General features: G+C 65.3%; 26 protein-coding genes and 1 pseudogene. 8 read left to right on the top strand and 19 right to left on the bottom strand.

The genetic code is table 11. The features are described 5' to 3' along the window. Positions 1-172: 172 nt before the first annotated feature. The 4 genes from ACIGKL_RS18540 to ACIGKL_RS18525 form a co-directional block, all read right to left on the bottom strand. Positions 173-715, bottom strand: a complete 543-nt coding sequence (locus tag ACIGKL_RS18540; RefSeq protein WP_397487943.1) for a hydrolase — start codon at positions 713-715, stop codon at positions 173-175. 2 nt (positions 716-717) lie between these two features. Beyond that, positions 718-4,152: an SbcC/MukB-like Walker B domain-containing protein gene (locus tag ACIGKL_RS18535; RefSeq protein WP_397487942.1), complete on the bottom strand. Its 3,435-nt coding sequence runs from the start codon at positions 4,150-4,152 to the stop codon at positions 718-720. A gap of 212 nt (positions 4,153-4,364) precedes the next feature. Continuing rightward, positions 4,365-4,655: a type II toxin-antitoxin system RelE/ParE family toxin gene (locus ACIGKL_RS18530; protein ID WP_397487941.1), complete on the bottom strand. Its 291-nt coding sequence runs from the start codon at positions 4,653-4,655 to the stop codon at positions 4,365-4,367. Continuing rightward, positions 4,652-4,924, bottom strand: a complete 273-nt coding sequence (locus ACIGKL_RS18525; protein ID WP_397487940.1) for a CopG family ribbon-helix-helix protein — start codon at positions 4,922-4,924, stop codon at positions 4,652-4,654. The genes ACIGKL_RS18530 and ACIGKL_RS18525 overlap by 4 nt, the downstream gene beginning before the upstream one ends. Before the next feature lie 81 nt (positions 4,925-5,005). Here ACIGKL_RS18525 and ACIGKL_RS18520 point away from each other — a divergent pair. Then, positions 5,006-5,119, top strand: a pseudogene (locus tag ACIGKL_RS18520) (IS110 family transposase); the annotation flags it as partial. Between the two features lie 271 nt (positions 5,120-5,390). Here the strand turns inward: ACIGKL_RS18520 and ACIGKL_RS18515 are convergent. The 6 genes from ACIGKL_RS18515 to sbcD form a co-directional block, all read right to left on the bottom strand. After that, entirely contained in the window at positions 5,391-5,693 is a 303-nt protein-coding gene (locus ACIGKL_RS18515) for a type II toxin-antitoxin system RelE/ParE family toxin (RefSeq protein WP_397487939.1), read from the bottom strand. Continuing rightward, on the bottom strand, positions 5,681-5,938 hold the full coding sequence (locus ACIGKL_RS18510; RefSeq protein ID WP_397487938.1) for a type II toxin-antitoxin system Phd/YefM family antitoxin: 258 nt from the start codon (positions 5,936-5,938) through the stop codon (positions 5,681-5,683). Before ACIGKL_RS18510 ends, ACIGKL_RS18515 begins: the two co-directional genes overlap by 13 nt. A 139-nt stretch (positions 5,939-6,077) precedes the next feature. Continuing rightward, a complete protein-coding gene (locus tag ACIGKL_RS18505) occupies positions 6,078-6,419 on the bottom strand; it encodes a hypothetical protein (protein WP_397487937.1) in 342 nt (113 codons plus the stop codon). A gap of 92 nt (positions 6,420-6,511) precedes the next feature. Next, complete coding sequence (locus ACIGKL_RS18500; protein WP_397487936.1) at positions 6,512-6,904, bottom strand: SMI1/KNR4 family protein; 393 nt, start codon at positions 6,902-6,904, stop codon at positions 6,512-6,514. 76 nt (positions 6,905-6,980) lie between these two features. Further along, entirely contained in the window at positions 6,981-7,346 is a 366-nt protein-coding gene (locus ACIGKL_RS18495) for a hypothetical protein (RefSeq protein WP_397487935.1), read from the bottom strand. Between the two features lie 524 nt (positions 7,347-7,870). Next, entirely contained in the window at positions 7,871-9,091 is a 1,221-nt protein-coding gene (sbcD, locus tag ACIGKL_RS18490; RefSeq protein WP_397487934.1) for an exonuclease subunit SbcD, read from the bottom strand. 202 nt (positions 9,092-9,293) lie between these two features. Between sbcD and ACIGKL_RS18485 the strand changes: the two genes are divergently transcribed. Continuing rightward, complete coding sequence (locus ACIGKL_RS18485) at positions 9,294-9,770, top strand: hypothetical protein (protein WP_397487933.1); 477 nt, start codon at positions 9,294-9,296, stop codon at positions 9,768-9,770. Between the two features lie 60 nt (positions 9,771-9,830). Here ACIGKL_RS18485 and ACIGKL_RS18480 read toward each other — a convergent pair whose 3' ends face one another. After that, the gene (locus tag ACIGKL_RS18480) at positions 9,831-10,250 is read right to left on the bottom strand and encodes an Lrp/AsnC family transcriptional regulator (protein ID WP_397487932.1); all 420 of its coding nucleotides are present in this window, start codon (positions 10,248-10,250) and stop codon (positions 9,831-9,833) included. Positions 10,251-10,375: 125 nt separating this feature from the next. Here ACIGKL_RS18480 and yjeH point away from each other — a divergent pair, with 125 nt between their 5' ends. The 6 genes from yjeH to ACIGKL_RS18450 all read left to right on the top strand — a co-directional run bounded on the left by yjeH (position 10,376) and on the right by ACIGKL_RS18450 (position 16,608). After that, complete coding sequence (gene yjeH / locus ACIGKL_RS18475) at positions 10,376-11,629, top strand: L-methionine/branched-chain amino acid transporter (protein ID WP_397487931.1); 1,254 nt, start codon at positions 10,376-10,378, stop codon at positions 11,627-11,629. A gap of 245 nt (positions 11,630-11,874) precedes the next feature. Then, positions 11,875-13,200 (top strand): TAXI family TRAP transporter solute-binding subunit, encoded by a 1,326-nt coding sequence (locus tag ACIGKL_RS18470; RefSeq protein ID WP_397487930.1) that lies wholly within the window; start codon positions 11,875-11,877, stop codon positions 13,198-13,200. Positions 13,201-13,487: 287 nt separating this feature from the next. Continuing rightward, on the top strand, positions 13,488-14,495 hold the full coding sequence (gene yejK / locus ACIGKL_RS18465; RefSeq protein WP_397487929.1) for a nucleoid-associated protein YejK: 1,008 nt from the start codon (positions 13,488-13,490) through the stop codon (positions 14,493-14,495). 50 nt (positions 14,496-14,545) lie between these two features. After that, a complete protein-coding gene (locus tag ACIGKL_RS18460; RefSeq protein ID WP_021445743.1) occupies positions 14,546-15,433 on the top strand; it encodes a DUF4344 domain-containing metallopeptidase in 888 nt (295 codons plus the stop codon). A gap of 12 nt (positions 15,434-15,445) precedes the next feature. Then, on the top strand, positions 15,446-16,291 hold the full coding sequence (locus ACIGKL_RS18455; RefSeq protein ID WP_397487928.1) for a polyphosphate kinase 2 family protein: 846 nt from the start codon (positions 15,446-15,448) through the stop codon (positions 16,289-16,291). After that, on the top strand, positions 16,288-16,608 hold the full coding sequence (locus tag ACIGKL_RS18450) for a glutaredoxin family protein (protein ID WP_397487927.1): 321 nt from the start codon (positions 16,288-16,290) through the stop codon (positions 16,606-16,608). Before ACIGKL_RS18455 ends, ACIGKL_RS18450 begins: the two co-directional genes overlap by 4 nt. Before the next feature lie 56 nt (positions 16,609-16,664). Here ACIGKL_RS18450 and ACIGKL_RS18445 read toward each other — a convergent pair whose 3' ends face one another. The 8 genes from ACIGKL_RS18445 to ACIGKL_RS18410 form a co-directional block, all read right to left on the bottom strand. Beyond that, positions 16,665-17,600, bottom strand: coding sequence for a glutathione S-transferase family protein (locus ACIGKL_RS18445; RefSeq protein ID WP_397487926.1), 936 nt, complete (start codon positions 17,598-17,600; stop codon positions 16,665-16,667). A gap of 64 nt (positions 17,601-17,664) precedes the next feature. After that, complete coding sequence (locus tag ACIGKL_RS18440) at positions 17,665-17,946, bottom strand: GIY-YIG nuclease family protein (RefSeq protein WP_397487925.1); 282 nt, start codon at positions 17,944-17,946, stop codon at positions 17,665-17,667. Continuing rightward, the gene (gene pcsA / locus ACIGKL_RS18435; protein WP_397487924.1) at positions 17,943-18,662 is read right to left on the bottom strand and encodes a phosphatidylcholine synthase; all 720 of its coding nucleotides are present in this window, start codon (positions 18,660-18,662) and stop codon (positions 17,943-17,945) included. Before pcsA ends, ACIGKL_RS18440 begins: the two co-directional genes overlap by 4 nt. A gap of 102 nt (positions 18,663-18,764) precedes the next feature. Then, complete coding sequence (locus tag ACIGKL_RS18430) at positions 18,765-19,247, bottom strand: nuclear transport factor 2 family protein (protein ID WP_397487923.1); 483 nt, start codon at positions 19,245-19,247, stop codon at positions 18,765-18,767. Between the two features lie 144 nt (positions 19,248-19,391). Beyond that, entirely contained in the window at positions 19,392-20,156 is a 765-nt protein-coding gene (locus tag ACIGKL_RS18425) for an amino acid ABC transporter ATP-binding protein (RefSeq protein WP_021445750.1), read from the bottom strand. A gap of 152 nt (positions 20,157-20,308) precedes the next feature. Then, on the bottom strand, positions 20,309-21,406 hold the full coding sequence (locus ACIGKL_RS18420; protein ID WP_397487922.1) for an amino acid ABC transporter permease: 1,098 nt from the start codon (positions 21,404-21,406) through the stop codon (positions 20,309-20,311). 9 nt (positions 21,407-21,415) lie between these two features. After that, on the bottom strand, positions 21,416-22,600 hold the full coding sequence (locus ACIGKL_RS18415; protein WP_397487921.1) for an amino acid ABC transporter permease: 1,185 nt from the start codon (positions 22,598-22,600) through the stop codon (positions 21,416-21,418). Between the two features lie 98 nt (positions 22,601-22,698). Then, entirely contained in the window at positions 22,699-23,727 is a 1,029-nt protein-coding gene (locus ACIGKL_RS18410; protein WP_397487920.1) for an amino acid ABC transporter substrate-binding protein, read from the bottom strand. Positions 23,728-24,164 lie beyond the last annotated feature (437 nt).

The raw sequence follows: 24,164 nt of genomic DNA, 5'->3' as shown, positions 1-24,164 counted from the left end.
CCGCCAGCGGACGGACGGCCCCAGGCCGTAGGGTGGATGTCGCTTGCCACATCCACCAGAGCGGTGGAGCGGTGGATCGGTGAAGCGTGATCCACCCCTACGCGCTGAATCGGTGCAGCGCGATCCTCCGTGCAGGGATCGCCGGCAAGCCGGCTCCTACGGACCGCGTCGCCTAGCGGATAAACTCGCGGCTGACCTGGCGGAACAGCTCGCTACCGGCCTGCTCCAGCCACTCGAAGGCGACCATCTCGCGCGAGACGATCGTCGCCCCGGCGCGCTCCATCCGCGCCAGGCCCAGGGCCTTGTCGCTCGGCCGCCGCGAGCCCACCGCCTCGTCCACCACGAACACCTCGCGCCCAGCGGCGAGCAGGCCGAGCACCGTCTGCAGCACGCAGACGTGGGTTTCCGCGCCCATCACCACGAACTGCCGACGCGCGCCGCCGGGCAGGTCGAACAGCCCGGCGCCTGCCGTGGCGGCAAAGTGGATCTTCTCGCGCACCGCGCCCGCCGGCAGCAGCTCGCGCAGCGGCGCCAGGGTCGGCCCCAGGCCCTTGGGGTACTGCTCGGTGGCGATCACCGGCACCTGCAGGCGCTGCGCCAGACGCAGCAGCCAGGCGGCCTGCTCGGCCAGCTCGGCGGCGCCGTCGATGGCCGGCAGCAGGCGCTCCTGCAGGTCGATCAACAGCAGGGTGGACTCATTGGCTTGCATCAACATCGCTACGCTCCTTCCTTCACCGCAAAACGCGCGTCGAGCCGGCTGTAGCCGAGGCCGACGCCCTTGTATACGCGCAGCTGCACCGGGATGCGCTCCTTCATCGCCTCGACGTGACTGATCACGCCGATGGTCTTGCCGCTGGCGTTGAGGTTGTCCAGCGCGTCCAGCGCCACTTCCAGGGTCTCGCCGTCGAGGGTGCCGAAGCCCTCGTCGAGAAACAGCGAGTCGATGCTGGTCTTGTGGCTGACCAGGTCGGACAGTGCCAGGGCCAGCGCCAGGCTGACCAGAAAACTCTCGCCGCCGGACAGGGTGCGGCAGTCGCGCGCCACGTCGGCCTGCCAGGTGTCGAGCACTTCCAGCTCCAGCTCGCCGCTGCCCTTGCGCGCCAGCTGGTAGCGGCCGTGCAGGCGCGCCAGCTGGCGGTTGGCCAGGTGGATCAGGTGATCCAGGGTCAGGCCCTGGGCGAACTTGCGGAACTTGGCGCCGTCGGCCGAACCGATCAGACCGTTGAGCTGCTGCCACAGCGCGTGCTCGCTCTGCTGCGCCTCGATCTCGGCGAACAGCGCCTGCTGGCTGCTGCGCCGCGCATCGTCGGCCTGCAGCTGCGCGCGCAGTTCGCCCTGACGCTGGCTCAGCGCGCGCACTTCGCCCTGCAGCGCCTGCAGCTGCGCGTCCAGCTCGGCCAGCGCCAGTTCGGTCTGCGGCGCAGCGCGCAACTGCTGCAGCTGCGCCTCGGCGGCGGCCAGCAGGGTCGCCGCCTCGGTCAGGGCGCGCTGCAATCGCGCCTGCAGGGCGGCGAGGCGCTCGCGTTCGTCCTCGGCCAGCAGCGCGGCGAGGAACGCCGGCAGGTCGGCGAAGGGGCTGGCCGCCAGCGCCTGCTGCCAACGCTGCTCGGCGTCGTTCAGGCGCGCCTGCAGTTGCTGCAGCAGCGCCTGCTGGCTCTGCTCCCGGCCACGCAGGGCATCGCCTTCGCGCTGGGCGCTGGCAAGATCGGCGGCCGCATCCTGCAGGGCCTGCTCGGCTTGCGCCGCAGGCTCGGGCTCGGCCCATGCCGAGGCGCCTGCCGCCTGCCAGCGCTGCTGCCACTGAGCGGCCTGCGCCTCGGCCTCGGCGAGCAGGCGCTGCGCCTCGCGCTGCTGCTCCTGCAGCTGCTGATCCTGCGCCTGGGCCTGCTGCCAGTCGCGCCAGGCGCCTTGCTGTTCGTCCAGCCAGGCGGCGCCATCGGCCGGCAACTGGTCGGCGAAGCCGTCCAGGCTGGCCAGCAGCGCCTGGCCCCGGTGCTGCAGCTCCCGCTCCAGCTGCTGCAGACGCCCCTGCTGCTCGGCCTGGCGCGCCTGCAGGTTGTGCAGATCGCGCGCCAGCAGCGCCTGGCGTTGCTGCGTATCGGCCAGGGCCCGCTCGGCGACCTCGCGGGCGCCGCGCGCCTGCGCCAGTTCGGCCTGCCGGCTCTCGACCTGGGCCAGCCGGCCCTGCACCTGCGCCAGGCCCTGCTCATGGCTGCGCTGCAGCTCGGCCAGGGCCGCGCCATCGGCCAGCGACAATGCCTGCTCGGCCAGTTGCTGCTGCCACTGCGCATCCAGCTGGGCAGTCTGTTCGCGGGCCTGCTCCAGCTGCTGCTGTAGTTGGGCGATCTGCGTGGCCAGGCGGGTCAGCTCGTCGCGCAGGCTGGCGCCCTGGTCCTCCAGCTGCGCCAGATCGTGGCGGCACCGCTCCAGCGCCTGGCGCGTGGCGGAAACATCGAGCGCCTGGTACTGGCTGACCGCCGGGTGCTGGTGCGAGCCGCACAGCGGGCAGGCCTCGCCCGGCTGCAAGCGGGCGCGATAGGCCTGCAGATCCTCGATGCGCTGTTCCTGCTCCAACAGCTTATCCTTGTCGGCCAGCTGCTGCTTGAGCGCCTTGTAGCGCTCGCGCAGGGCGCCGATTTCGTCCTGCTTGCCGGCGTGCTGGTGCTGCAGCTGCGCCAGGCGCGGGGTCAGCTCGGCGAGCTGCCCGGCCAGGCGTTCGCGCGTCTGCGCCAGCTGCTCCAGACGGTCCAGCGCCCTGCCCTGCACCTGCAGCTGCTGCCAGCGCTGGCGCAGCCCGGCCTCGCCGCCGTCGCCGAGCAAGGCCTGCAGCTCGACCTGCTGCCGGGCTTCGCTGGCGCGCGCCTGCTCCAGGCGCTGGGCGGCTTGCTCATGCTGCGCCAAGCGCTCCTCGCCTTGACGCTGCAGGGCGACGAGTTGCTCGGCCTCCTGCGCCAGGCGCGTCTGCAGCGCCTGCTGCTCCCTGAGCAGCTGCCCGCGCTGGTCGAACTGCGCGCGCCAGCCGCCCAGCAACTCGCCCAGCCGCGCCCGCTGCGGAGCAGCGCTCAGGCAGGCCTGCAGGCTTTGCCGCCGTTCGAGCAGCGCCTGCAATTCGCCCTGGCGCAGACTCAAGACTTGCTCGGCATAGCGGCTGGCCAGCCAGAGCTGCTGGCGCTCGCGCTCGGCACTGCCGCGCTGCTGCCGTTGCAACTCGTCCAGCCCCTCGCGCGCCTGCTGGCTGTCCTGCTGCGCCTGCTGCCAGCCCTGGTACAGCGGCTGCAACCGCGCCGCCGGCTCGCTGGCGGCCAGGCGCTGCAGCTCGCCAGCCGCCTGCGCCTGAGCCTGCTGCGCCTGCTCCAGCCCCAGCTGCGCCTGCTGGCACTGCTGCTCGGCCTGGTGCAGGGCCTCGCGCCAGCGGCGCTGGGCCTGCAGGCTTTGTTGCCGGGCCAGCAGCGGCGCTTCCTCCTGGCTCAGGCGCTGGTGCTCGGCCTGCAATTCGCCGCGCTGCGCCTCGTCGAGCAGTTCCATGCCCTGGGCGCGGCTTTTCAGCAGGTTCAGCGCCTGCTCGGCGGCCTTGGTGCGCTCGTAGACCTGCTGCGAAATCCGCCCGTACACCTCGGTGCCGGTCAACTCCTCGAGCAGCTCGGCGCGCTGATTGGCGCCCGCCTCGAGAAAGGCGGCGAAACCGCCCTGGGCCAGCAGCATGGACTTGGTGAAGCGCTCGAAGTCCAGGCCGGTGAGCTCGGCGGTCAGGCTCTCCTTCTCGCGAATCTTGTCGGTGAGGATCTCGCCGCCGGCGATGCGCGCCAGCTCCACCTTGGGCGCCTGCAGCGCGCCGTCGACCTTGTCGCGCGCGCGGCGCTGGCTCCAGAAGGCGCGATAGCCCTGGCCCTTGACCTCGAACTCGACCTCCGCCAGGCAGTCGGCGGTGTGCCGGGTCATCAGCTCGTTGCCGCCGGCCGACAGCGTGCCCATGCGCGGCGTGCGGTGATACAGGGCCAGGCAGATGGCGTCGAGCAGCGTGGTCTTGCCCGCCCCGGTGGGCCCGGTGATGGCGAACAGGCCGCTGTCGGCGAAGGGCGCGGCGGAAAAATCGATCCTCCACTCGCCCTTGAGCGAATTGAGGTTCTTCAGGCGCAGGCTGAGGATTTTCATGCGGGAATGGCTAGCCGGGAATCAGGCGGGCATTCTGGCATTGTTGGCCGATGGCTGCAGCGGCTTGGCTGGTTCACCCGCCTGCGCGGACGGCTGAACGACCAAGGCGGTAGATTTCAAGAACAGTCTGGATATACGAATGCAACCGCGCTGACGACAGGTGCAAAAGCACAGCATTGCTCGCTACTTGTGGAGCGAGTCCATAGAAGTTGTTAGATGCTTTGTGCACGGTCTTCGTTGTGGTGCCATATACGAAGAATAACGACTGTTTCTGTGTGGACTGAATAGCGAATTATGTACTTTCCGAAAACTGCATCGCGAATAACTTTTGGAGTTGGAGCAAGCTCGACAGTGCGGCCCGCTTCTGGAAATAGACAAAGAGTATCGATGCGGGAAATGAGCTCTGCAGCAACGCGTGCAGCAGCAAGAGGATCTTTCTCTGCTATGAATTCGCGCAAGCGAACGAGGTCTGCTACGGCGTTTTCTGAGTAGACCAGTCTCATTGACCAGCCTTCGGTGGCGATAGCTCATTGGTGGTGCCCCAACTTTGGAGCCAAGCATTTACTGCTTCTCCGGAAACGACCCGGCCTTGCGCCACTGACTCCATAGCTTGCAGTGTTTCCTGCCAGCGGGACTGCTCTAGCTCCTGACGCTCAAAAAACTCTTTAAGCGCTTGATTGATAAGCCAACTTTTACTTCTGTGAAGCTTTTCGGCCATAGCCCCAAGATTTTCTTCGAGCTCTGGTTGAAGACGGACGGTTGTGACGCTCATCGGGATGCCCTCCTTACGGCTGAATGCAATGTATTACATGGTATTCAACCCGGCAAGTAGGTGCGACGCATGGTAGACAGCGGCACGCATCGGGCAGCGCTGGCGCTGGCCAACACGCTGGTGCGGATCTGCTGGGCGGTATGGTGCCATGAGCGGCGTTTCAGCGACGACTGGCAAAGTGTGAAGCCCGCCTGACGGCGGGGGTAATCAGGAAGGCGTGATGGTTTTCTGGTGGTTGTGGCGAGCAGCAGCACTGTCGGAACAGACGAGTCCTGCAGAGGAATATGGCCGATAACAATGCTGATCCACGTGATCGCTTGAACGCTTGGCCCCCGCTGTGCGAACTACAGAATGACCAGGGCGGAAAAGCCCAAAACAGGCCGGATATACGAATGCAACCGCGCTGACGACAGGTGCAAAAGCAAAGCTTTGCTCACTACTTGTGGGGAGAGTCCATATACAATTGTTAGCTATTTCCAAGCATATAAGCGCGAAGCTGCCGCTCTTCTCTCATAACGAAGAGGATGAAAACCTGTTTGCCATCTTCACGATAAAGAACCCGGCAGGGTGGTGCCACTAGCTCTCTATAAACGGAATTTGGAAGTTCTGGCGGAATTCGACCTGATTGGGGAAAACTTTCCAGGCGTTTGGTTTTTTCGAAAACAGCGCTGACTAACTGGCTTGCTGCTGTGGGATTATCTAGGGCTATGTACTCAGCGATGGCTTCCAGCTCTTGGAGGGCGGGTTCCGTCCAGATTACTTCAGCCATTTGCTCATTTTCTCCTTGGCCTCACTTTGGGTGTACGTCCTCCCTTCAAGGACAGCGCGCTCTCCACGTGAGAGCCCTTCAAGCAGTGCCAGTCGACGTTGCATGAACTCGTAATCCTGTACATCGACGAGATACGCAGATGGTTGGCCATGCTCGGTGATCAGTACCGGCTCCTTTGAGACATGCAGATCTGCAAGGATTTTCGTAGCTTGGCGCTTGAGATTGGTGACGAGCTCAACTTTCATGGTGGCACCCTGAACTAGGTAGGAGTGATACTATAGTGTCACTTTCGGGGTGGCGCAAGCAGAGCTAACGTTTGGTTAAGGGGCGGGCTTTAGCCCGTCCCAGTGAGCGAAGCGAACGGCTTGAACCACTAGTTATGTTTCACCATTGCACATTAACCTTGCCTAGATCCACTGTTCCACCGACACCCATGTCTTGAGGATATTTTACAAGCTTTGATGCGACCAGTTTTCCATTGCAGGAAATGCGTATTTGATAATTATTTGAGTACGGTGAAACAGTGAAGCCATCATGGAAATTTCCGCTTACTTCCACAGTTTTCCAAGGTTGGGCGCTTTCTTCATTTCTTAAGCTAAGGGAGAGTGAGCATTTTTCTTTGTTTGGCAAGCCAACTAACGCTCCTTGAACCATAAACATTCCATCACCCATTCGGATGCATGATGATGTAAGCAGTGCAAGACCTAGAATGATCAAGTGGCGCATCACAATGTAAACCCTTGGTCGAACATAACGTTTGGTTAAGGGGCCGGCTTTAGCCGGTCCCGCAGTGAGCGAAGCGAGTGGCTTGAATGCTGTTAGAGTGCTGTTAGCGCGGAAAAATCGTTGGCTATTTTTTGAAGCTTACCGCTTTCATGCGCCCAAATATAAATTTCTTGCCCAAAAGATGTACCTTCTTTTAGCAGAACCAACTGGTCGCCGCTGCCGTTGCCGGCAATTGCTATTGCCTCTTCAGGAAAGCCTGGCCAGCTTTTTAAGTGACTAGTCTCTTTTATTATATGGTTTGCGGTGCGAGACAGACGCTTGCGATCCGACGTGTCGGCTATAGGGTACTGCTGCCAAACATCATCTTCGATTTCTAGCTCCCCGCCATTACTTATAAGCATTGAGCTTCGGTAAGAGGCTGGGAGCTTTGCCTGTAACAATTCCTCTGCTGCAGAGATAAAATTTTCGGCTAGATCAAAGGGCATAGAAAAGCACTCTAACGTTTGGTTAAGGGGCGGGCTTTAGCCCGTCCCGAGTGAGCGCAGCGAACGACTTGAACCACTAGTTAGGTGGCGCTCGAAATTTTAGCTTTTCTACTGCTTCTTTCCAGGCTGTTTCGAATTCATCCCTGGTAATCGGGGTATCGCAAAAATCAGCAATGCTCATGTTGGTATCAAGCCAGAAGCCATAGTTTTCTTTATTTGGCCCTGCGATGACCGGTGTGCCATTTTTGGTTATACCGATTTCACGATTGGGTAAACCTCTGTCGTCAAACTCTATTAGCCATTCATTTACTAGATGAAGTTTCGATTCATAGCCAGGATTGGCTCTTGGTATAAAACTCAGAAGTGCTCTTTCGATGCGCTCAACGATTGAAGGGGTTGGTCGCTTCCAGTCTGTTGCTTTAGTGGTGCGAATGAATTGCACGAATAAGCTACCTAACTATCGGAGCTAAGCACCGCTCGCGCGCTTTTTGGCGAGTGTGTGCTTGAGCGACTAGTTATCCGACAATATTGCACTCCCTGCGCAGCAGGGCGGTAAATGCAATGAAAACTCGGACGGGAGAAAAACGAAAGAATACGGCGCACCGCTGTATAGACACTCGGTGTGTGCATTAACTTCGTTATGCTCCACCGAGTGTCTATACAGCGTAATAGCTGCTTTTTCGAGTTTTCGCCAGTCGGATTCCTTGCCATTTACGGTTTCCCTACGCCGATGGGGCCTATTGTTGGGTAACTATAAATAGACACCAAATGGTGTATAACCTGCCGACCGGCAGTGGTGGATAACCTTCCTTGTCATCTAGCAGCTCCTGTCTACTGCGCGGCTTGCGGCGAGGCGATGGGGTGTTTGGCAGGTTATACACCATGCCGGATAAATAGTGGCAACGAGCGATCATGCCTAGGCAAACCCGGGCTTTTCAGAACGCTTCGCCCGTTTGCTCGGCGAACTCAGCCCTGTTCGCCCCACACATCTTCCAGCACCCTGCGATAAAGCCCCTGCAAGCGCTGCGTCTCTTCCGCGCCCAGTTGTTCCTGCTGTAGGCGTCTGTCGAACACCTCGGCGGCGGACAGCTCGTCCAGCGTCTCGCGCGCCTCGCTGGTCAGGCTGGCGGCGGCGTTGCCACGCTCGCGTCGGATGCGCAGCACTTCCACCGGCAGCCCTTCGCACAGTGCGGCGATGCGGCTGTGCAGGTCGCTCAGGTAGTCGTCGCCGCGCACCTGCACCTCCAGCCATACCGGCCGTTCGGCGCTGCCCTGGGCGGCCTGTTCGGCGATGGCATCCGCCAGTTCCGCCAGCGAGCCGCGCAGGCTGGCCAGGGGCTGGAAGCAGGGTACGGGCAGCGGCGTGACCGCCTGCAAGGCGCCGGCGCCGAACTCGACCAGCAGCACTTCCTTCTGCTGCCTGGCCTCGTCGAAGGACAGCGCAATCGGCGAGCCGCAGTAGCGGATCTGCTCCAGGCCGGCGACCTTCTGCGGCCGGTGGATATGGCCCAGGGCGATATAGTCGGCCGGCGGGAAGGCGCTGGTGGGAAAGGCCTCCAGGCTGCCGACGTAGATCTCGCGCACCGATTCGCTGGCGCTGGCGCCGACCGTGGTGAGGTGGCCGCTGGCGACGATCGGCAGGGCCAGGCCCAGTTCGGCGCGGCGGGCCTCGGCCAGGGCGAACAGCGCCCGGTAGTGCTCGGCGATGGCCTGCTGCAGCGACTGCTGCTTGTCCTGCGCGCTCTGCCCGGCCTGGCTGGCCAGCACCTCGCGCGGACGGATAAAGGGAATGGCGCAGAGGATGGCACCCGGCGCGCCGGCGCGGTCGTGCAGCACCAGCAGCTGTTCGGCGGGATCGAGGCCGACGCCGGGGACCACCCGCGCGCCGAGCTGGGCCAGCAGGGTTCTGCTCTCGCCGAGCATGGCCGGCGAGTCGTGGTTGCCGCCGAGCACGATCAGCGCGCAGCCGGAGTCGCGCAGCTCGACCACCAGGCGGTTGTACTGCTCGCGCGCATAGCTGGGCGGCGCGCCGGTGTCGAACACATCGCCGGCGATCAGTAACACGTCCACCGCGTGCGCCCGCACCTGTTCCAGCAGCCAGGCGCAAAACGCCTGGTGCTCGGCCTGGCGGGTCTTGCCCATGAAGTGCTGGCCCAGGTGCCAGTCGGAGGTGTGCAGAAGGCGCATGGCGGGATTCACAATCAAAGCGGCAGACCATGCATGGCTTTTCGTCTTGGCGCAAGAACCCGCCCAGCACCCTCGGCGCCAGCATGTGATGGCCAAATAATCTCATTTTGCCATTTCCGCCATTCGTCAACCTTCCCTATCATCGCCGCGCCCAGTAAGGGCAATTCGCCATGAGACTCACTACTAGGGAAGTAGTAACGGAATGCATAAATACAAATTTGGCAGCGCCCTCGCGCCCGTCGCCCTGTCGTTCATCCTGAGCGGATGCGCCAGCATCGTCAGCGAATCCACCTACCCGGTAAGCGTCACCAGCGCCCCGGAAGGCGCCGAGTTCGAAGTGCGCAACCGCGCCGGAAAAGTGGTGCACAAGGGCATGACCCCTGGCACCGTTTCGCTCAAATCCGGGGCCGGGTATTTCAAGGGAGAGGACTACACCATCGCATTCCGCAAGGAAGGCTTCTCGGAACAGACCACCACGCTGCACAGCAGCCTGGATGGCTGGTACTGGGGGAATATCGTGTTCGGCGGTCTTATCGGGCTGTTCGCGGTAGATCCCGCCACTGGCGCCATGTACAAGCTGCCGGAAGATGCCTCCGCGTCGCTGACGCCCGTCGTCGCCGACGCCAAGCCGGCGGATAGCCTCACGCTCAACAATCAGCCTCAGGCCGCTGAGCAATAGCCCAGCCAATAGCCCCGGCAACGCAGGATGACGGCAGCGCCGTCATCCTCCTTTCCAGTTTCACATTCCCCACTCCTGCACCACCATATGGGTCTTGACCCGCTGCATCTGCGGGAAGGCCTCGAGGGCGTCGCGGATCTCGCTCAGGCGCGTCATGCTGGCCGCCTCGACGTACACCAGCATGTCGGTCTCGCCGCTGATGCCGCAGCAGCGGCGGATCTCCGGATACAGGCGCATGCGCTCGACGTAGTCCTGGCAGCGGCCGTCCTTGTAGAACAGCTCGAAGAAGGCCTTGACCGCGTCCGCCCCCGGCTCGGCGACCTGGGCGTGGTAGCCGCGGATCACCCCGCTGCCTTCCAGCTGGCGGATGCGCTCGCTGACCGCCGAACGCGAGAGGTTCACCTCGCGGGCGATCTGGCTGACGGGGGTGCGCGCATCGCGGCGCAGCAGGGCGAGGATCTGGCGGTCGAACTTGTCCACGGGGGGTCTCAGACAACAAGCGGATTGAGGGACAGAACCGCCGTTTCGACGGCGAAAGCCGACGCCCTGCACGGGAGCGCCGGCTTACCATGGCGGGATTCTGCGCAAGGACACGAGCATACCCCATGAGTCGACTGAACAAGGAACTGGGCCTGCTGCAAGGCATCGCCCTGCTCAGCACCTCACTGCTCGGCACCGGCATCTTCGTGGTGCCGGCGCTGGCCGCCACCGCCGCCGGGCAGGCCTCGCTGTGGGCCTGGCTAGTGCTGATCGCCCTGGTGCTGCCGGTGGCCTTCACCTTCGCCCAGCTGGGCAAGCGCTTCCCCCATGCCGGCGGCGCGCCGCACCTGATCGGCCGCGCCTTCGGCCAGCGCCTGGAAGGGGTCAGCGCGCTGCTGTTTCTCGCCGTGCTGCCGGTCGGCCTGCCCGCCGCGCTGCATATCGCCAGCGGTTTCTGGCTGGCCCTGTTCGACCTCTCCGGCGCCGGGCTGCTGGCGATCCAGCTGGCCACCCTCGGCGCCATCCTGCTGCTCGGCCAGCGCCCGACCAGGGCCTCGGGCGTGCTGCAGGGGCTGATCGCGGTGGCGATAGTCGCCAGTGTGGCGCTGATCTGGTGGGTCGGCGACTTGCCGCGCGCCAGCCAGCCGCTGTTGCCGCCGCTGAGCGGCCAGTGGCAGCTGCTGCCGGCGGCGCTGGGGGTGATGTTCTGGTGCTTCGTCGGCATCGAGGCCTTCACCCACCTGGGCGAGGAGTTCAAGCGCCCCGAGCGCGACTTCCCCCTGGCCCTGCTGCTCGGCGTGCTGCTCGCCGGCCTGGTGTACTGGGCCTGCTCGGTGGCGGTGCTGAGCTTCGCCACCCATGGCGACGTGCACAGCGACACCACCGCCCTGCCGCGGCTGTTCGAGCTGCTGCTGGGCGAGCGCGCACGGGTGCTGGTGGCGCTGGTCGGCTACCTGGCCTGCTTCGCCTCGATGAACGTGTATATCCAGGGTTTCGCCCGGCTGATCTGGAGCCTGGCCGACGAGGGCAAGCTGCCCGCGCCCTTGGCCCAGCGCAATGGCCACGGCGTGCCGGCGCGCGCCTTGCTGCTGGTGGTGATCAGTTGCGCGCTGTGCGCGGGGCTGGCGGCCGTGCTGAAACTGTCGGTGGACGACCTGATCCGCTACGCCAACGGCAACTTCGTGCTGATCTACCTATTCAGCATGGCCGCAGGCGTGGTGCTGCTGCGTGGGGTGTGGCGCTGGCTGGCCGGGCTGGCCAGCCTGCTGTGCGCCGCGGTGCTGGCGATGCTCGGCACTGACGCGCTCTATGCCCTGGCCCTGCTCGGCCTGTTGCTGCTGCTCGATCAATTGCGTGCCACACGCAGGTCCCTGGCGTAGGGTGCGCCGTGAGCACCTGGGTTCGATAGTCGTTGTTCGCGGTGCGCACGGCGCACCCTACGACCCGCTTGATCCTACCGCCTGAGCTGTCCCGCGACACCCTATGGCGTGACCGCAGGCCGCTTGGGGTTCTATCCTTGCAGCGAACCCGCCTGCCCTCACCCGGCGCTGCGCGCCAGCTTCTCCCGCGGAAGAAGGACAGCAGGAAGGCGTCGCCTCGCGACTTTCAAATCCAAGGATGCCCCATGCGCCGCGTGCTGAACGACCTGAAGATCATGATCCTGGCCAACCTGTGGATAGTGCCGGTGGTGGCCGCGCTGGTCTGGGCGCTGTTCCAGTTCGTCGCCCCGCCGCCGCCGATGAGCGCCAGCATGGCCACCGGCACCCAGGGCGGCGCCTACCAGCAGTTCGCCGAACGGCTCAAGGAGGAACTGGCCAAGGAAGGCTTCGAGCTGCACCTGGTGCCCACCTCCGGCTCGCGCGACAACCTGCAGCAGTTGCTGGCCGACGCCCCCCAGGTGCAGATCGCCCTGGTGCAGAGCGGCCTGGAACGCCAGCTCGCGCCGGCCGAGCAGCAACGGCTGGAGAGCCTGGGGGCGATCTACCAGGAACCGCTGTGGCTGTTCTATCGGCGCGAGGCCAGCCTCGACCGCATCGCCGACCTGCTGCCGCTGCGCCTCGGCCTCGGCGGCGAAGGCAGCGGCACCCGCGCCGCCAGCGACGCCATTCTCGGCGCCAACGCCATCGCCCCAGAGCAATACCCCGCAACCTGGCAGAGCGTCGGCGGCGGCAAGGCGGCCCGCGCGCTGCTGGCCGGCGAGCTGGACGCGGCGTTCTTCGTCGGCCCAGCGGAGAACGCCCTGGTGCAGCAGCTGGCGGCCAGCCCCGACATCGCCCTGGCACACTTTCGCCGCGCCGCCGCCTACGAGGCGCGCCTGCCCTTCTTCAACCGCGTCACGGTCGGCGAAGGCCTGCTCGACCTGGCCAGCAACGCGCCGGATCGCGACATCGTCACCCTCGCCCCGGTGGCCACCCTGGTGGTCAACGAGGAGTTCAACCCCGGCCTGGTGCCGCTGTTTCTCGCCGCCAGCCGCGAGGTGATGAAGAACGGCACCCTGCTCGACGCCGCCGGCGCCTTCCCCAGCGCCGAGCCGCGCACCTTCGAGCTGCACCAGGATGCCGAGCACTACTACGCCAAGGGCCTGCCGATCCTGCAGCGCTACCTGCCGTTTCGCATCGCCTCGCTGGCCGACCGCTACATCATCCTGCTGATCCCGCTGATCGTGGTGATGATCCCGCTGGTCAAGGCGGTGGGGCCGATCTACCAGTGGCGCATCCGCGCGCGCATCTACCGCTGGTACAAGCACCTGCGCGAGATCGATCGCAAGCTGCACGCCGGCTCCCTGCCCGCCGAGCTGGACAGCGAGATCGAACGCCTGGAACGGCTGGAGGACGAACTGGCGGCGGTCGAGGTGCCGCTGTCCTACTCCAACGAGCTGTACGAGCTGCATATGCACCTGCGCTACGTGATCGAGCGCTTGCGCACCCTGCAACAGCGCCGGCAGGGCTGAGGTCGCCCTGCCGGATTACGCCTGCGGCTGGCTCACCCTGCGCAATGACGCTTTATCGCGGATAAATCCGCTCCTACGGTGCGGGTGGATCGCGCTTTATCGAAGCCCACGACATCCAGGCTACGCACGCTATCGGTGGGAGGGGCTTTAGCCGCGACCGTCGCCGCTGCAGCGCCTCCCACGGTTGCACTCCGCCTGCGGCCGCCACGGCGCAATCGTGGCCCCGGATGCAATTGCCCCGCTTCGGGTAAACTGCGCCCCTGTTCGACTTGCCCAACGAGACCGCCATGCCGATCCGCCACTGCATCGTCCACCTGATCGACAAGAAACCCGATGGCAGCCCCGCCGTGCTGCACGCCCGCGACAGCGAGCTGAGCGCCTCACCGGCCATGGAGAACCTGCTGGCCGACCTCAACGAGAGCTACAACGCCAAGCAGGGCAAGGCCTGGGGTCTGTTCCACGAGGAATCCGGCGCCTATCCCTTCAGCGGCTGGCTGAAGGCCTACCTCGACGGCGAACGGGACTTCACCGCCTTCAGCCGCCAGGCCGTGGAACAGCTGCAGAAGCTGATGGAAGAATCCAACCTGTCCACCGGCGGCCACGTGCTGCTGGCCCACTACCAGCAAGGCATGACCGACTACCTGGCCATCGCCCTGCTGCACCACAGCGAAGGCGTGGCGGTGACCGAGGCACTGGACGTGACCCCGGCCAAGCACCTGGATCTGGGCCAGCTGCACCTGGCCGCGCGCATCAACATCAGCGAGTGGCAGAACAACAAGCAGTCCAAGCAGTACATCTCCTTTATCAAGGGCAAGAACGGCAAGAAGGTCTCCGACTACTTCCGCGACTTCATCGGCTGCCAGGAAGGCGTCGACGGCCCGGGCGAGACCCGTACCCTGCTCAAGGCCTTCAGCGACTTCGTCGAGAGCGAGGATCTACCGGAGGAGCAGGCGCGCGAGAAGACCAAGACCCTGGTCGGCTACGCCACCAGCCAGGCCAAGCTGGGCGAGCCGATCACCCTCGACGAGCTCTCCGGACTGATCGACGAAGAGCGTCCGCGCGCCTTCTACGAGCATATCCGCAACAAGGATTACGGCATGGCCCCGGAATTTCCGGCGGACAAGCGCACCCTGAGCCAGTTCCAGCGCTTCACTGGTCGCGCCGAGGGCCTGTCGATCAGCTTCGAGGCGCACCTGCTGGGCTCGAAGGTCGAGTACGACGAGGGCCACGACATGCTGATCATCCGCCAGCTACCGACCCAGCTGAAGGATCAGCTCAAGCGCCGCCAGGACTGACGCGCGCCCCGGCTGGGCTAGACTGCAAGAACACGCCGCGAGGTGCGCCCATGCCCTCGTCCCCTGCCTTGCGCCGCCACTGCGCCGCCGCCCTGCTGGGCCTCGTCCTGCTGGCGGCCGACGCCTCCGAGGAGCCGCCGATCGAGGCGCTGCTCAGCGACGAGGAGCGCTTCATCAGTGCCAACGCCGAGTTCACCCTGCTCCACGAGATGGGCCACCTGCTGATCGCCGAGCTGGATCTGCCGGTACTCGGGCGCGAGGAGGACGCCGCCGACCAGTTGGGCTTCCTCAGCCTGTTCCTCAGCGCCGACCGGCAGCGCGACGCCGGCTTCTATGCCCGGCTGCTGGACATCGCCGACTACTGGCGCCTCGAATGGCAACGCCCCAAGCCCGACTACGAGGAGGTGCACGCCTGGGCCAGTCACGGCCTGGACGCGCAGCGCTTCTACAACCTGGCCTGCCTGATCTACGGCAGCGACCCGGATCGCCTGGAGTGGGTGCCCAAGGTCACCGGCCTGCCGATGGAGCGGGCGCTCTATTGCGACCAGGAATACCAGCAGGTCAGCCGGGCCCTGGCCTGGGTCAAGCGCCAGCACGGGCGCAGGCCAGGCGAGCCGCACGGCCATCGCATCCGGGTGATCTTCGATGCGCCCGCACAGCGCATCGCCAACGGCGCACGCCTGCTCGCGCTGCTGCAGGACAGCGGCGAGGTGGAGGCCATCGCCGCCCGCGCCAGCGCCGTTTATCGCCTGCCGCGCGACCTGATCCTGCGCGTGGTCAATTGCGGCGCCGCGGATGCCTGGTACAGTCGAGACGCTGGCGAGTTGGTGCTGTGCTACGAACGCCTGGCACATTTCCAGCTGCTCGCCGCCCAGTTGCCGCGCCTGCGCCTGAACGGCGCAGCCATGCTGTGCCCGGCCTGCCGGCCACCCCGCTGAAGGAACCCGCCCATGAGCCAGCGCCTGCCCAACGCCCTGCTCGACGCCTGTCTGTGCGACGTGCGGGCGCCGCTGGCGGGCGATCCGGCGCGCACCTTCGGCCTCGACAAGGCCGCGGCCAAGGCCCGCCTGGAACGGCTCAAGCCCTGGCTGCAGGAGCAGCAGACGCGCCTCTGGGCCAACCGCCGCCAGGCCTTGCTGCTGGTGCTGCAAGGCCCCGATTGCAGCGGCAAGGACGGCGTCATTCGCCGCGTGCTAAGCGCCTGCAACCCGCAGGGACTGGTCGTGCACAGCTTCCAGGCGCCGAACGCGGCCGAGCGCGGCCAGCACTTCCTGCAGCGCTACCGCCAGCGCCTGCCTGCCCCCGGCCTGCTCGGCGTATTCAACCGCAGTCATTACGAGGCGCTGATCTGCGACCCGCTGGACGGCCTGTGCGGCGACGACGAGCTGCCGGCGCGCCTGGCCGCGGCGCTGGCATTCGAGCAGGGCCTGGCGGCGCAGGGCATCGTCGTGCTCAAGTGCTACCTGCAGATCGACCAGGCCGAGCAGTACCGCCGCCTGGTCGAGCGCCTGGAAAAACCCGAGAAACGCTGGAAGCTCAAGCTCAGCGACCTGCAGGCGCACCAGCAGTTCGGCGAACGCCAGCGGCGCTGGAGCGCGCTGCTCGCCGCCAGCCACAGCGGCGCCGCGCCCTGGTACCTGATCCCGGCGCACAAGCGCTGGCTGCGCGACCTGCTGGTGGCCAGCCTGCTGGCCCGCGAGCTGGAAAGATTGCAGCTGCAGTGGCCGGATCGCCCGGCACCCTTTACCCTGGCGCAACTGCAAGCCGCCACCACGCACAAGGACGCGCCCCGATGAAGAAAATCCTGCTGATCCTCGCCGCCCTGGCCCTGTGGCAGAACTGGGACAAGCTCGAGCGCTGGCTCGAGCCGGCGCAGGCCGGCAACGCCGGCGGCGAGGTCGTGCTCTACGCCACCAGCTGGTGCGGCTACTGCGCCAAGACCCGCGAACTGTTCGCCGCGGACGGCATCGCCTACCGCGAGGTGGATATCGAGAAGGACAGCGCCGGCAAGGCGAAGTACCAGGCCCTGGGCGGCCGCGGCGTACCGCTGATCGATATGCGCGGACGGATCATCCACGGCTACGACCAGCGCGCCATCCGCGCCGCCTACTGAGCGACGCGCTGACCATCCAGGCGGGCTAATCGCCTCGCGCTGCCGGGAACAGGCGCCTAGCGCGCCTCGATACGAAAACCCAGGCGCGGGAAATGCACGTGCACCAGGCCGGCCCGCGCGTCCTCGCGGCGCAGGATCAGCTCCTCGCGCCCGGCGAAGACCAGCTCGCCCGCCACCGGATCGACGCCATAGTCCACCGCGGCGATGCTCACCTGCTGGCCGTGGGCGAAGCCGTTGGGCTCGACGAAGTCCTCCTCCGGCAGCGCCGCCGGGGTCGCCTCGCACGCCACGGCGATGGCCTGCTCGGCGCTCATCTCGCTCAGCGAGCCGTGGCCGAAGCCCAGCACCCGGCCGAGCCAGGCGGCGACATCCGGGTAGTCGTCGACCAGCGGCGCGGTCACCGGGGTGCCACGCAGGAACCACAGGCAGTGGGCCACGGCGAAGTCGGCCAGCGACGGCTCGCCGAACAGGAAGTCGCCCGGCTCGCGCTGCAGTTGCTGCTGCAGGCGCCCCATCAGTACCGGCCAGTGGTGCTTGGCCTGCTCCAGCGGCAGGCGGTTGGCGCTGCCGCCGGAGAACAGCGCGCTGCGGTCGGCGACGAAGGCCTTGACGAACTCCGGCGGTAGCTTGGCGAAACGTAGGGCGATGGATTCGGGCTGGAACACCAGCGCCACGGCGTGCTGGAACAGCACCGAGTCGGCCCATTGCGCCAGCAGGCTGACGTTGAACTCCTGGCCTTCGGGCAACAACGCCGGGGTGGCCTTCTCCGCCTCCAGGCGGCGGGCGATCAGCGCGGTGTCGCAGTAGATATCGGCGCCCACCTGCAGCACCGGGGTCTTGCGGTAGCCGCCGGTCAACGCGGTCAGATCCGGCTTGGGCATCAGCGGCGGAATCGTCACCGAACGCCACGACAGCTGCTTGAAGCCCAGCATCAGGCGGGCCTTCTCGGCAAAGGGCGAGGTCGGGTAATGGTGCAGGATCAGCTCGTGCATGGCGCGCTCCGCGTCGGGGTCGAAAGGCCCAGCTTAACCGCCTGGCCCGGGCGCGCCCACCGCCTCAGGCGAATGGGGAAGCATCACCGGCGGCAATCAGCGCTTCCTTGGCGCGCTTGGGCAGGCGCTTGATCGCCCGCTCGCGGCGCAGCGCCTCGCCCTTGCCGGCGCAGGCCTCGACGTAGGCCAGCGCCTGCGCCGGGCTGGTGTGGAAGAAGCGCGCGCCCTTGCCCGCCTGGTGCTGGGCGAAGCGCCGCTGCGGGTCGTCGCTGATGCCGCAGTACAGCGCGCCGTTGGCGGCGCGTACCAGGTAGACGAACCAGGCCTTGTCGAGCGCCGCGTTCATCCGCGCTGCGGCCACCATTCCCGCGCGCTGCGCCACAGGCAGACGCCGACGAAATAGGCGCTGGCCAGCAGCCAGATGGCCAGCAACCAGGGCTGGTTGAGCGGGTACTGCAGGATCAGCAGGGCGCTGGCCAGCATCCACAGGCTGGTCACGGCGATGTTCAGCGGCATGAACTGGCGCACCCGAAACGGATGCAGGAACTTCATCTTGGTCAGGGTCAGGCCGGCCAGCAGGACGATGGTGCCCAGCGCCAGCCAGGGGTGGAAGTCGAGGAGGTAGAAGTACAGCACCACCACGTTCCACGCCGCCGGGAAGCCGACGAAGTAGTTGTCCTGGCTCTTCATGTTGAGGTTGCAGAAGCAGAACAGCGAGGACACCAGGATCAGCCCCACGGCGAACAGCGCGGTGAAATCGGGCAGCGGGATAAAGCGGTAGAGGAAGATCGCCGGGATGAACACGTAGGTGAGGTAGTCGATCACCAGATCCAGGGTCGAGCCGTCGAAATGCGGCAGCACGCCCTTGACGTCGTAGCGCCGCGCCAGCGAGCCGTCGAGGCCATCGACCAGCAGCGCCAGGCCGAGCCACAGCAAGCACTGCTTGGGCTGGCTGTCGAGCACGGCGAGCAGGGCCAGCAAGGCGAGTATCACCCCGCTGGCGGTGACGGCATGGACGCCCCAGGCCTTGGCCTGTTTCACGGCTACGAGCAATTCGGTCACGGCAGGATCTCGGCTGAGGGTGGCTGGGGGCGGCAACAGGCGCCCGCATCCCTAATTGAAGGCTATGACCGGCAAGCCTACCACTGCGTTCAGCCGCACGCTTCAGCCGGCCGCCTGGCGCCCCTGGCGAAACTGCGCCAGGCCCTTGGCCGCCTGCCGGCGGATCGCCCCCTGCACCGGCGGCGCCCAGCCCAGCAGCAGGCCCTTGGCACCGAGCGCCTGGCCGGCCCAGCGCCACAGGTCGAACTGGTCACGGTGCTCGACTATCAGTCCGCCCTCGAAGCGAAACTGCGCCTGGATGCGGTTGACCACCTGGCGCCCGGTGGCGCTGAAGCGGTAGCGGGCGACCCAATGGGCGCTGCCCTGGCGGTCGTCGGCCTGCACCGCATCGAAGCTCAGCGAAAAGCCTTCGGCGCGGCTGCACAGCATGCGCCACATATCGCCGGCCGCGGCGCCACGCAGGTCGGTGAACACCGGGTCGGAGAATTGAATGTCCGCGGCGTAGCAGGCCGCCATGGCCTCGGCATCCAGACGCTGGAAGGCCGTATAGAAACGCTGGATCAGTTCGGCATTGGGGTGGTTCATAAGTGCTCCAGGGCTGTAGGGTGTCGCGGGGCCGCCTAGGCCATGCGCACCGACGAACGACGGGGTTGCTGTGCGCTGCGCGCGGCGCACCCTACTTGCGAAAAAGGGAGCCCAAAGGCTCCCTTGTCGTTTAACGCACCCGCCTCAGTGCAGGATCTGGCTGAGGAACAGCTTGGTGCGCTCGTTCTGCGGGTTGGTGAAGAAGGTGTTGGGCTCGGCTTCTTCGACGATCTCGCCCTTGTCCATGAAGATCACCCGGTTCGCCACGGTGCGGGCGAAGCCCATTTCGTGGGTCACGCAGAGCATGGTCATGCCGTCTTCGGCCAGGCCGATCATGGTGTCGAGCACCTCTTTCACCATCTCCGGGTCGAGGGCCGAGGTCGGCTCGTCGAACAGCATGATCTTCGGCTTCATGCACAGCGCACGGGCGATCGCCACGCGCTGCTGCTGGCCGCCGGAGAGCTGGCCCGGGTACTTGTGCGCCTGCTCGGGGATGCGCACGCGCTCGAGAAAGTGCATGGCGACTTCCTCGGCCTGGCGCTTGGGCATCTTGCGTACCCACATCGGCGCCAGGGTGCAGTTCTGCAGCACGGTCAGGTGCGGGAACAGGTTGAAGTGCTGGAACACCATGCCCACTTCGCGGCGGATCGCCTCGATGTGCTTGAGATCGCTGGTCAGCTCGGTGCCGTCGACCACGATGCGCCCCTGCTGGTGCTCTTCCAGGCGGTTGAGGCAGCGGATGGTGGTGGACTTGCCCGAACCGGACGGGCCGCAGAGGACGATGCGCTCGCCCTGCTGCACGCTGAGGTTGATGTCCTTGAGCACGTGGAACTGGCCGTACCACTTGTGCACGGCCTGCATGAGGATCATCGGCTCGGCGCTGGAAGACTTCTTGATGGCTTCACTCATAACTCACTCCTTCGAGCTGATTCAGGGGCTAGCGAGCTAGAGCCAGGCAAGGCGAAAACGGTCGAGGAAGCGCAGTTTACGAGTAGTAAATGAGCATTCCGAGAGTGTTTTCAACGCCGCCTGGCCGACGCGCAGCAGGTCCTGAACAGCTCCTAACGTTTGTGACCGGTATCCAGCTTTCTCTCCAGATGCAGGGAGTAGCGGGACATGCCGAAACAGAAAATCCAGAAAATCAGCGCGGCGAACACGTAGCCCTCGGTGGCCATGCCCAGCCAGGCCGGGTCGGTGGTCGCCTGCTTGATGCTGTTGAGCAGGTCGAACAGGCCGATGATGATCACCAGGCTGGTGTCCTTGAACAGCGCGATAAAGGTGTTGACGATGCCGGGGATCACCAGCTTGAGCGCCTGCGGCAGGATCACCAGGCCCATCATCCGCCAGTAGCCCAGGCCCATGGCCGCAGCCGCCTCGTACTGGCCCTTGGGGATGGCCTGCAGACCGCCGCGCACCACCTCGGCGATGTAGGCGGACTGGAACAGGATCACCCCGATCAGTGCGCGCATCAGCTTGTCGAAGTGCATGCCCTCGGGGAGGAACAGCGGCAGCATCACCGAGGACATGAACAGCACGGTGATCAGCGGCACGCCGCGCCAGAACTCGATGAAGGTGACGCAGATGACCTTGATCGCCGGCATGTCCGAACGCCGTCCCAGCGCCAGCAGGATACCCAGCGGCAGCGCGCCAGTGATGCCGACCGCGGCGATCACCAGGGTCAGCATCAGGCCGCCCCACTGGCTGGTGGAGACCACGCCGAGGCCGAACACGCCGCCGTGCAGCAGACACCAGGCGATGATCGGGTAGATCACCAGGAAGGCCAGGCCGTACAGCGCCTTGCGCGGCATCTGCGGCACGAACAGCGGCGCCGCGCCGATGATCGCCAGCCACAGGGTGGTATCGACCCGCCAACGCAGTTCGCTCGGGTAGAAACCGTACATGAACTGGCCGAAGCGCTGCTGGATGAACACCCAGCAGGCGCCGTCGCCGGTGCAGTCGGCGCGGGTGGTGCCGCTCCAGGTGGCGTCGATGAAGGCCCACTGCAGCAGCGGCGGCACGATCAGCCAGATCAGGTAGAGGGCGAACAGGGTCAACAGGCTGTTGAACCAGTTGGAGAACAGGTTGGCCTTGAGCCAACCCAGCGCGCCGACGCTCATGCGCGGCGGCGGCAGGTCCGGTTTGAAGGTATGGGTCTGCATGGCTGCTCCTTACCGCTCGATCAGCGCAATGCGCTTGTTGTACCAGTTCATCAGCAAGGAAATGCTGATGCTGATGGCCAGGTACACGCTCATGGTGATGGCGATCACCTCGATGGCCTGACCGGTCTGGTTGAGCACCGTGCCGGCGAACAGCGAGACCATGTCCGGGTAGCCGATGCCGGCCGCCAGCGAGGAGTTCTTCGCCAGGTTGAGGTACTGGCTGGTCAGCGGCGGAATGATCACGCGCAGGGCCTGCGGGATGATCACCAGGCGCAGGGTGATACTGGGGCGCAGGCCCAGGGAGCGCGCCGCCTCGGTCTGGCCGTGGCTCACCGCCATGATCCCGGAGCGCACGTTCTCGGCGATGAAGGCCGCGGTGTAGATGGTCAGCGCCAGGGTCAGGGCCATCAGCTCGGGGATCATCACCCAGCCGCCGCGGAAGTTGAAACCGGTCAGTTCCGGCACGCTCCACTGCAGCGGGTTGCCGCCGATCAGCACCGCCAGGCCGGGGATCACCAGGATCATCGCCAGCGACGCCCAGAAGGCGTGAAACACCTTGCCGGTGGCCTCGCGCCGCGCCTTGGCCCAGCGCCCCATCACGACGATGGCGACGATGGTCGCCAGCAGCACGCCGACGAACAGGCCGAAGCTCTCCGACGGACTCGGCGCCGGCAGGTACAGGCCGCGGCTATTGAGGAAGAAGGTCTCGCCGATCTCCAGGCTCTGCCGTGGCCCCGGCAGGGTGAGGAACACCGCGAAGTACCAGAACAGGATCTGCAGCAGCGGCGGGATGTTGCGGAAGATCTCGATATAGACGGTGGCCAGCTTGCTGATCAGCCAGTTCGGCGACAGCCGCGCCACGCCGAGGATGAAGCCGAGGATGGTGGCCAGGACGATGCCGATCACCGACACCAGCAGGGTGTTGAGCAGGCCGATGACGAACACCCGTCCGTAGGTGTCGCTTTCGGTGTAGTCGATCAGGTGTTGGGCAATGCCGAATCCGGCACTGTTACCCAGGAAGCTGAAGCCGGAAATGATCCCGCGCTTCTCGAGGTTGGCCTGGGTGTTCTGGAACAGGAACCAGCCGAGCGCCACGACGGCGACCACGGCGATGATCTGGAATAGCCACGCGCGCACCTGGGGGTCGGTCCAGACCGATCCTCGCGGGCGCGGGGCATTAGCAGTAGTTTGCATAACAGCCCTCTTGGAAGCCCCACACCCGCGGACGCAGGCATGGGGTTCACGTCATCAGGAACGACCGGCGCGCCGAGCTGGCGCGCCGGTACAGACGATCAACGCACCGGCGGTGCGTACTGCAGACCACCTTTGTTCCACAGGGCATTGAGGCCGCGTTCGATCTTCAGCTCGCTGCCGGCACCGACGTTGCGGTCGAAGCTCTCGCCGTAGTTACCGACTTGCTTGACGATCTGCACCGCCCAGTCCTTCGGCAGCTTCAGGTCCTTGCCGAACTCGCCTTCGGCGCCGAGCAGACGGGCGACGTCGGGGTTCTTGGTGCTCTTGGACATTTCCTCGACGTTGGCCGAAGTCACGCCCAGTTCCTCGGCGTTGAGCATGGCGAACAGGCTCCAGCGCACGATGTCGAACCACTCCTCGTCACCCTGGCGCACCACCGGGCCCAGCGGTTCCTTGGAGATGACTTCCGGCAGCACCACGTAGTCGTCCGGGTTGGCCAGCTTGATGCGCTGCGCGTACAGCTGCGACTGGTCGGAGGTCAGCACGTCGCAACGGCCGGCTTCGACCGACTTGGCGCTCTCGTCGGAGGTATCGTAGGTGATGGGGGTGTACTTCATGCCGTTGGCACGGAAGTAGTCGGAGAGGTTCAGCTCGGTGGTGGTACCGGCCTGGATGCACACGGTGGCGCCGTCCAGTTCCTTGGCGCTGGAAACGCCCAGCTTCTTGTTCACCAGGAAGCCCTGACCGTCGTAGTAGTTGGTGCCGGTGAAGTTCAGGCCCAGGGCCGCGTCGCGCGAGCTGGTCCAGGTGGTGTTGCGCGAGAGGATGTCGACTTCGCCGGACTGCAGCGCGGTGAAGCGCTCCTTGGCGGTCAGCGGACTGTATTTGACCTTGGTCGCATCGCCGAACACCGCAGCCGCTACGGCGCGGCAGACGTCGACGTCCAGACCCAGGTAATTGCCTTTCTCGTCGGCGTAGGAGAAGCCCGGCAGACCATCGCTGATCCCGCACTGCACGAAGCCCTTCTTCTGCACCGCATCCAGGGTGGCGCCCGCCTGCGCGAAGCCGCTGACACCGAGTACAGCTGCGGTGGTCAGCACAGCCAGGGTGGATTTCACCATCTTCATTAAAACCTCCAGTTGCTCTTGTTGTGTTGGAGTCTCGGTCCTGCTTCCCCACCCTTATGAGGCACGCGATCCGCTGGCAGCAGCGGTATCGACGGGAAGGTCGGACCTAAGGCGTGAGTCTAGTCGGCATTTCCCTCTGCTGGCCAACTGCCCCCGCCCTGCCCATTGGTCGAACGGGCCAGAGACGGATCGTCATCCGTCGGCGCGAAGGTTCGCGCCGGCGAACTGCTAAGGAACCCCACACAGCAGATTCCTGCCTGTTGAGCGTGCGGCGATGGCACAGTGTTACCGTTACCACACGCGTCGTCAGTTCGAGTCAGCTATAGCAAGCCCCGTACCAGCGCCTTGCAAAAAGCAGCATACGGACTGGTCAAGAGCAAAAGTTGCACCCGTGCGACAACTTATTCACAGATTAGCCAAGCCTCGAAAAGGGCGCC

Source organism: Pseudomonas sp. NPDC077186 (assembly GCF_044543505.1).
Classification (GTDB): Bacteria; Pseudomonadota; Gammaproteobacteria; order Pseudomonadales; family Pseudomonadaceae; genus Aquipseudomonas.
Note: the sequence above shows the minus strand (reverse complement) of the source record. Positions and strands in the feature narration are given on the sequence as shown.

Excerpts from the sequence above, each read along its gene's own strand:
- ACIGKL_RS18410 (WP_397487920.1), bottom strand. The coding sequence starts at position 23,727 with ATGAAGATGGTGAAATCCACCCTGGCTGTGCTGACCACCGCAGCTGTA.
- ACIGKL_RS18430 (WP_397487923.1), bottom strand. The coding sequence starts at position 19,247 with ATGAACCACCCCAATGCCGAACTGATCCAGCGTTTCTATACGGCCTTC.
- ACIGKL_RS18485 (WP_397487933.1), top strand. The coding sequence starts at position 9,294 with ATGCATAAATACAAATTTGGCAGCGCCCTCGCGCCCGTCGCCCTGTCG.
- sbcD (WP_397487934.1), bottom strand. The coding sequence starts at position 9,091 with ATGCGCCTTCTGCACACCTCCGACTGGCACCTGGGCCAGCACTTCATG.
- ACIGKL_RS18470 (WP_397487930.1), top strand. The coding sequence starts at position 11,875 with ATGCGCCGCGTGCTGAACGACCTGAAGATCATGATCCTGGCCAACCTG.
- ACIGKL_RS18515 (WP_397487939.1), bottom strand. The coding sequence starts at position 5,693 with ATGGCTGAAGTAATCTGGACGGAACCCGCCCTCCAAGAGCTGGAAGCC.
- ACIGKL_RS18440 (WP_397487925.1), bottom strand. The coding sequence starts at position 17,946 with ATGAACGCGGCGCTCGACAAGGCCTGGTTCGTCTACCTGGTACGCGCC.
- ACIGKL_RS18460 (WP_021445743.1), top strand. The coding sequence starts at position 14,546 with ATGCCCTCGTCCCCTGCCTTGCGCCGCCACTGCGCCGCCGCCCTGCTG.
- ACIGKL_RS18425 (WP_021445750.1), bottom strand. The coding sequence starts at position 20,156 with ATGAGTGAAGCCATCAAGAAGTCTTCCAGCGCCGAGCCGATGATCCTC.
- ACIGKL_RS18530 (WP_397487941.1), bottom strand. The coding sequence starts at position 4,655 with ATGAGACTGGTCTACTCAGAAAACGCCGTAGCAGACCTCGTTCGCTTG.
- ACIGKL_RS18540 (WP_397487943.1), bottom strand. The coding sequence starts at position 715 with ATGTTGATGCAAGCCAATGAGTCCACCCTGCTGTTGATCGACCTGCAG.
- ACIGKL_RS18510 (WP_397487938.1), bottom strand. The coding sequence starts at position 5,938 with ATGAAAGTTGAGCTCGTCACCAATCTCAAGCGCCAAGCTACGAAAATC.
- ACIGKL_RS18415 (WP_397487921.1), bottom strand. The coding sequence starts at position 22,600 with ATGCAAACTACTGCTAATGCCCCGCGCCCGCGAGGATCGGTCTGGACC.
- ACIGKL_RS18525 (WP_397487940.1), bottom strand. The coding sequence starts at position 4,924 with ATGAGCGTCACAACCGTCCGTCTTCAACCAGAGCTCGAAGAAAATCTT.
- ACIGKL_RS18445 (WP_397487926.1), bottom strand. The coding sequence starts at position 17,600 with ATGCACGAGCTGATCCTGCACCATTACCCGACCTCGCCCTTTGCCGAG.
- yjeH (WP_397487931.1), top strand. The coding sequence starts at position 10,376 with ATGAGTCGACTGAACAAGGAACTGGGCCTGCTGCAAGGCATCGCCCTG.
- ACIGKL_RS18450 (WP_397487927.1), top strand. The coding sequence starts at position 16,288 with ATGAAGAAAATCCTGCTGATCCTCGCCGCCCTGGCCCTGTGGCAGAAC.
- yejK (WP_397487929.1), top strand. The coding sequence starts at position 13,488 with ATGCCGATCCGCCACTGCATCGTCCACCTGATCGACAAGAAACCCGAT.
- ACIGKL_RS18500 (WP_397487936.1), bottom strand. The coding sequence starts at position 6,904 with ATGCCCTTTGATCTAGCCGAAAATTTTATCTCTGCAGCAGAGGAATTG.
- ACIGKL_RS18420 (WP_397487922.1), bottom strand. The coding sequence starts at position 21,406 with ATGCAGACCCATACCTTCAAACCGGACCTGCCGCCGCCGCGCATGAGC.
- ACIGKL_RS18455 (WP_397487928.1), top strand. The coding sequence starts at position 15,446 with ATGAGCCAGCGCCTGCCCAACGCCCTGCTCGACGCCTGTCTGTGCGAC.
- ACIGKL_RS18535 (WP_397487942.1), bottom strand. The coding sequence starts at position 4,152 with ATGAAAATCCTCAGCCTGCGCCTGAAGAACCTCAATTCGCTCAAGGGC.
- ACIGKL_RS18505 (WP_397487937.1), bottom strand. The coding sequence starts at position 6,419 with ATGCGCCACTTGATCATTCTAGGTCTTGCACTGCTTACATCATCATGC.